This is a genomic window from Variovorax sp. P4_D9 (assembly GCF_056401695.1).
Map to the genome: position 1 here is coordinate 1 of NZ_JBFUIU010000513.1, position 6,611 is coordinate 6,611.

Sequence of the window (6,611 nt, forward strand, 5' to 3'; positions counted from 1 at the left end):
CTGCTGATACAGCGCGCCGACCTCGGGATCGATCGCGTTCTGCCAGGGCTTGGCATCCGAGGACGCGCGCGAGAATCGGTCGTAGGCCGTGGCGATGAGCTTCTGGAAGAACTTGTCCGCCTCCGCGCCCAGGCCCGGGGAGATGGTGCCCAGAACGGCGACGATGAAGTCCCGGTCCTGCTCGGTGCACTGGTCGAGCCCAAGGAAGGTGTCGAACGGGTTGACCGTGTACTCGGGAGAGTTCTTGATCCGGATGGACACGACTTGGTCGCGCTTGCTCGCGGGGAGCATCGCTCGGTAGAGATCCATGATCAGCTTCGAGCTCGGGCCTACGTCGACGACCGTCACATACGGCACGTCCTGCGCGCCTGGCGCCATGAGCAGCCCCGAGTTGAGCAGGTTCATGAAGAACGACTTGCCCGAGCCAGTCGGTGCGAAGCCCACGGTTGCCCAGGAGGCCTGCATGCCCGAGCCCAGCGCGATCGGATAAGGCCGGCCCTCGAGGGTCGAGGCGATCAGCTGGCCGGTCCTTCCAGATCGACGCAGCGCGCACGACCGGCGACATCCGGGTGATCTCGCCGATCGGTGCCGGCAGGTAGGGAGCCGAGCTGGCGCGCGAGAAGCCCGCGGCCGTCGAGATGGCTGCGAGCGCCGGCTCTCCGGTCTCGTTCGAGCATACGGTCGAACCCCAGGCCTCAATCGAGCTGCGCCGGTACTCGACCTGGAACTGCAGCTGCTCTTCGGTCTTCGCCCAGGTGGTCATCGTCATGCGCGTCRCCGCGACGTAGCCGCCCTCCTTCTCGAGGTTCTTCAGCTCGTCCCAGCCGCGCTTGATGCCCTTGTTGAAGTCGCCCATCGCGGCCATGAAGCTGCCGAAGAACTGGTCGGACTTGCGAAACTCGAGGCCCGACGGGAGCACGTCCTGCGAGTACGCCAGTGGAATCGTGCGTCCCAGCTTCTCCATGAGCTTGTTGAAGGGCTGGGAGCCTTCCTCCGGCAACACCTCGACGACGACACTCGCCGTGAGGTTGGAGCCTTGGCGAGCGAACTCGAAGGCCTTGAACTCCTCCTTGAAGCTCGCCGGGATCATCTGACGCGACAGTGCGACCGGCATCACCGCAGCCTCGTCGGCGCGTCGGATCGGGGTCGCCGGCATGGCATTTTTGTCACCGAGGAACCGCGGCGCCCAGGTCGACGGGAAGTCGGTGTGATCGAACACGCGTCGCACCATGTTCGCAGCCTCCCGCACCGTCATCGTATTGGCGAGCAGGTAGGTACCGCCGGTGTTGATCTCGACCGAGAGATCCTTCACCAAGTTCTCCACCATGGACTTGTGGCGTGTCACGAGCAGGTTCGACGGCTGCGCCAGCGATTGCGAGAACGTGTCGTTGTACGCAACGCTCACCTTGCGGTTGCGCAACTCGGCAGCCGCCTTCTTCTGGCGCTCGACCAGGTTCGCCTGTTCGTTGGCGTTCATACCCGCGCGATGGGTGAAGACGGCCAGGTACACCGCTTCATCCGTGCAGGCCCGCGCCAGCTCCTCGACGCGCGCGTCGAAGAAGGCGGTCTCCGTCATGCCGAGGCGCTTGGCGGTCGTGGACATGGGCGCCATGAGCTCGCGCGCCAGGCGGACGGAGCCAGCAGGATCGCTGCGAAAGCAGAACGTCATACTGTGGTTGCGCCCGTTGCCCGCCTTCATCCGGTTCGAGAGGATCGTGGCCAGGTTCTCGGCCAGCTTCTCGAACTCCTTCGCGCCGACGTAGCGGCGGATGCCCTTGATCTCGATGAACGAGACCACGCTGCCGCTCTTCAGCGCCATGATCTCCGCGGGGACATCCGCCTCGGTCTGGATTGGCGCGCGCCAGTCGCAGGCCAGGTCGGTATCGCCGATGGTGAGCTGGGAACCGGCCCAGTAGATGAACGACTCGATTGCGTTGATGAGCATGGGGTCCTGATGTCTGGTGCGCTTGCCGCGCGTGGAAGGTTGGCGCTGCTCGGATCGGGTCCGGTCAGCCCGCAGGCCGACGGAAGCCGAAGCCGAACGGCCGCTCGGCCGCCGGCGCGCTCGTGCTTGCCGCGAAAGCCGCGGAAGCCGCCTCGCTCGGCTGCTGCTCGGCCGGGCTGGCCGGGCCAGCCGCACGGAAGGCGAGACGCCTTGGGCGCTCCGTAGGGAGAGCAATGGCCTGGTCGTTCGCCCGCTCACGGCTCGAGCCCGAAGAACTGGACGCCGCAGCGGTGGACGCTACGCGCACTAGCTTCTCGGCAGCCTGGCGCCGCGTGTACTCCTTGCGAAGCCACGTACCCGCCGCGGCGCCGAAAGCCTGTTCAGAGGCCGTACCAGAAATTCCGAGCAGGTCCTGCATCACGCGTTCACGCGCAACCCCCCGCAGCCGTGCGATCTCCTGCTCGGCCTGGTCGGAATCCTCGATCTCGAAATCACGCATCACCTCGTTGATGTGCAGCGGGCTGACGTAGGCCGTCGAGGAGCCTTCGTCGCTGGCGTTCGTCACGGAGGGCCGGTCGGATTGAACCTTCACGTACTCGATCAGCGCGCGAAGGCGCAGGAAGCCCGAAGACTGCCGGCAGATCTCCGCGAACGCCATGGGCGCGCCCGGATGATGCGAGAGCATCTTCCGCATGGGCTGCATGTTGTCCTCGTCCAGGACGTCGCTGGCCGTACGCTCTTTCTGAGACTTGAAGACGAACGGCCGCGTGGGGCCGTCGCTCTCCTCACGAGCGCCACTCTGGCACCACTTCGTGAACCAGTTTGCATATTCCGGCCCGGCGGCAACAGGCGCCTGCGCGAGCATCTCTGCGAGCCGCGACCCACTTTTTGCCATCGTTGCTGTTGCTGCGTTCAAGAGTCCCCCCTCTCTCGGCCGACGATCTCGGACGCCAGGCAGGGGTGACTGGCGCCGACTGCATCGGCCACTTCGAGAAGCTGCTGTACTGATAGGTTTTCAAGGCGCACTTGCACGCCGCCCGAGCCGTAGCCGGACACGTTGCCGCCCAGCTCTTTCGCGGCAAGGGCCATCTGAAACGAGATCGCGCGATCCATGGCCCGGTACCAGACGGAAGTCGTGGTGATCTCGGCTTGGCGCTTCACGCGGCTGTAGATCGGCCGAGCCAGGCCCGCCCAGTGCGCTTCGGCCACGAGGCCGTGCGGGATGGACAGCTGGTAGATCGGATCGCCGGCGATCACGTTCGGAAGCTGAAGCTGCGACGGTAGCGACGCGGCCGCGTTCGCCGCGTAGGCGGACAGCACCGTGATCCGGGCGTATTTCAAGAGCCAGGTGAGTTCGATCTGGGACACCCAGCGGCGAATCAACGTGTTGGAGGCGTCGGCACCGAAAGCGATCAGCGACACCAGGTCGGCATCCGCATGGCGCCACTCGATCGCCACTTCCACGAGGGTGGGCTGGCCCGGGTCAAGCAGGATGTCCAGCGTCAGTCCCTTGGCCGGCTGCTGGTACCAGCCGTTGGTCGGCAACGGCGTGCGCATGATGTCCAGGGCATGCTGGACGCGGTTGCGTCGGAAGTAGATCATGCGCGAGCCGCGGTCGTACATCATCTTCTGCTGCATCTGCGGGCTGCTCCAGGACTGGTAGGCCCCGCGCAGCGCGACCTCGATCTGGGGCACAGAGCGCTCCACCGAAGGCAGAAGCTCCGAGATGCACTCGCTCAGACGCGGCTTGTTCCACTCGCGATCGGGAGCCTTCCACGGATAGGCCGTCACGACCAGGTCGCGGGTGTGATTCAGCACGCGGGCCACGTCCACCATCCCGCCCTTGTCGACGCCGTTCATCTGCTTGAAGCCGGTGAGCTCGACGCCGAGATCCTCGGCGAGCGTCGTGAGCTTGGTCTGCAAGAACTTGTTCGAGCGCAGGCTGGGCAGTTGCTTCGGCACCATATCCAGGTTCGTCACCCAGATGAGGTTCATGAGGTCGCCGCCCGACTGGAAGCGCCGGAAGCCGCCCTTGGTCGAGTAGCAAACGCCGCCAGACGTCACGTCCTGCAGATCGAAGTGAGCAACGCCGAAGTCCGGCGCGGCGCCCACGGCGGTCGGGAGGTCCTCCTCTGTGGGTGCGGCATTGCGGTAAGAACCTTGGCGGGCTTGGGTTATTGCCATGTCGAGCTTTCGTTCCCCGCGCTTCGAGCCTGGGCTGCCAGCGCTTCGTCCACCAGGTCGCCGTAAGAGACGGCCCAGGTGCTCGGCTTCATTGAGGGATGATCCTYGAGCATGTCGGCCCCGGCCTTCTTCAGGACTTCGGGCTTCCACACCAGGCGCAGGTCGAACACGGCGTCGCCGCGGTTCGCATAGTCGATCGAGTTCAGCTTGGACATGGCTCCGGCGAAGTCCAGTGCCTTCGAGGTACCGAACGCAGCGCGAACCGGCCGCACGCGCTCGCAGAGCATCTCGTAGATCTGCTTTGCAGCAGCGGCTTCATTCGGGTCGGCCATCGCCGCGCCGATCGCGCGCAGCAGGTTGTTCAGGTCGGCCGCCGACAGCTCGGGAATCGCCGCGAGCTGCGCGTCCGAGGCCAGGCCACCGCCGCCGCCGGTCGAGGTGGTCTTGCACCCAAGGTGCGGATAGCCATGGCAGAGACCACAGATCGGCGCCAGATTGCTGTCGTCGTTGTTGTGGTGGTCATCGTCCTGGTGATGCACCTGAAGGTTGGTCGGCTTCTTCGGGGTCTGCATCGATCGGTACAGGCACCCTTGGCACGTGTACCGCGACTTCTCAAGCACCTGGGGGCGGCGCGCGACAAAGACCGCGTCGGCTTGTGTAGCCCGCGGGTCGTTGTCTCGGAAGACGCTGCGTTTGATACCAGGGATGAGCTTGAACATTCTTTAGGCACAAAAATGGCCGTCCGCCAGGAGAGCAGAAGCCCTCCCCGACGTCGACCAGCATGGGTGCATTCCCAAAAGTGCAGGAAACTCGCTTCGCGCACTACAGTTTATCCATTGTATTAGTAGTTTTCCGCGAATAATTAAAGCAAGTCATATCTAGAAAGAATTCGTACGACCGATATCGGAGGTATTGCCACCGGCTGCGGTAACCGCGAACTCGACGATCGCCCAGATGCAGATCATTGCGGCGCCAGCGGCGATGGGCATCCAGATCTGGCGGGCCTCGACCTGGTCGCCGCCGTTGTCCTGACCCTTTTTCTTCCACTTCAGCAGGCCGTAGCAGATCGAGCCCATGCCGGCGAGGACCATCGCCCATTGGAAGAGTTGGATGCCCAGCTTCATCAGGTTGATCATCCCGTTGACCGAGGTGTTGGCGTCGAGCGCGAAAGCGTGGCTCGCAAGGACGGTCGTGGCGACGACAACTGCAGCGTTGCGGCCCACGGCGCTGGTGTTTGCAAGGCACATGGCGATGCGGACGTTCAGGTTGGAAATCAGCTTTTTCAAGATTGCTCCTCAGAGAGTTTGAAGACAGACGGTGTGACGTGTTGGGAGAGAGGAGTGATCAATGGGTCGCGATGTTCACGAGGATTGCCCCTCCCAAGATGTGCCAGAACCCGCGCCAGAAGCCATCGCCCTCCTGGGCGTGTCCTTGAGCGGCGCGATTGAGAAGAAGGAACGCGCGGAAGATCGCGCAGACACCAAGCAGGAAGAGCCAGGCATAGATCGCGTTCCACAGGGGCTTCAACGACCCCGAGCTGCCGTCGCGCATGTAGGCCATTTGCGATGCGACGTCTTCGCCAATCCCGCCGAAGTCCTTCGTGAGCGACTCAACCCACGCCGAAAGCATCGTGCAGCCGATCGTGACGAGCAGGTTGCCTCCCACGCCAGCCCAGGTCGGCTGCTGGCCACCGCCCTGGTCGTGACCCATCTTGGCGATCTTCTGCATGGCCGAACCGGTGAAGAAGAAGCCGACAAGCAGCGCACCCCAGTAGACCAGGGGCACGAACGCCTTGCCGAGCGCGGCGAACTCGTTCAGGAATGAGGCGAAATCCGGCATGACTCAGCACCTCAGGGAAGGATCTGGCCGGCGGTGGTATGCACCACCTCGCCGCGCCCGCCGATGGACAGGACTCGGGCGCCGGAGACGCGCGTGCCCACGGATACGGTCGTGAGACGGCCGCTCTCGTCCGCGATCCAGGCGAGCTGGCTCGGACCGTGGTTCGGCCAGGTGCCGCGCAGCTTCCAGCCGGCCAGCATTTCTTTAGAGTCAGGCGTCGGGTCCTTCTCGACCCTGCATGCGCCCTTCCCCTTCGCAGGCTTCAGAGCTTCAGCGTCGCGGACGGGCTTCGCCGCGGGGGTGTGCCGAACGGCAACCTTCGCGGGCGTTGCAGCCTTCTTTGGCGCGGCAGCCACCCGAACGGCCTTTTCTGGCTTGTTGGGCGTAGCCTTCGCGACCGGCGGGACAGACTGGCTGTCGTCGCTTTGAGTCTGCCGCGCTGCAGCCTCTGGAGCCGCGGCCGGAGCCACCTTGGAGACCTCCATCGACGGCGCTGCGGACGCTGGCTTTTCAGCCGCGACCACGGGCGGTGTCGGCGGCGCAACGGGCACGGCTGCTGGGGGTTCCACTGCCGGTGCAGGCTTCGGCGCTTCTTGCGCGACCGCTACGGACGGAGCCGGGACTGCAGGGGCCGCAGCCGGAT

General features: G+C 64.7%; 7 protein-coding genes. All 7 read right to left on the bottom strand.

The window, feature by feature from the left end; genetic code table 11:
- A partial coding sequence (locus AC1DY5_RS37105; RefSeq protein WP_478119471.1) for a hypothetical protein occupies nt 1-1,945 on the bottom strand: 1,945 nt, incomplete at its 3' end.
- Nucleotides 1,946-2,009: 64 nt separating this feature from the next.
- A complete protein-coding gene (locus AC1DY5_RS37110) occupies nt 2,010-2,810 on the bottom strand; it encodes a hypothetical protein (RefSeq protein ID WP_478119472.1) in 801 nt (266 codons plus the stop codon).
- Between the two features lie 47 nt (nt 2,811-2,857).
- Nucleotides 2,858-4,129 carry a hypothetical protein gene (locus tag AC1DY5_RS37115; RefSeq protein ID WP_478119473.1) on the bottom strand — a complete coding sequence of 424 codons (1,272 nt, stop codon included), beginning with the start codon at nt 4,127-4,129 and terminating at the stop codon, nt 2,858-2,860.
- Nucleotides 4,120-4,701: a hypothetical protein gene (locus AC1DY5_RS37120; RefSeq protein ID WP_478119474.1), complete on the bottom strand. Its 582-nt coding sequence runs from the start codon at nt 4,699-4,701 to the stop codon at nt 4,120-4,122. Before AC1DY5_RS37120 ends, AC1DY5_RS37115 begins: the two co-directional genes overlap by 10 nt.
- A gap of 306 nt (nt 4,702-5,007) precedes the next feature.
- Entirely contained in the window at nt 5,008-5,415 is a 408-nt protein-coding gene (locus AC1DY5_RS37125; protein WP_478119475.1) for a DUF6750 family protein, read from the bottom strand.
- Nucleotides 5,416-5,473: 58 nt separating this feature from the next.
- Entirely contained in the window at nt 5,474-5,968 is a 495-nt protein-coding gene (locus AC1DY5_RS37130) for a hypothetical protein (protein ID WP_478119476.1), read from the bottom strand.
- A gap of 11 nt (nt 5,969-5,979) precedes the next feature.
- Nucleotides 5,980-6,453: a hypothetical protein gene (locus AC1DY5_RS37135; RefSeq protein ID WP_478119477.1), complete on the bottom strand. Its 474-nt coding sequence runs from the start codon at nt 6,451-6,453 to the stop codon at nt 5,980-5,982.
- Nucleotides 6,454-6,611 lie beyond the last annotated feature (158 nt).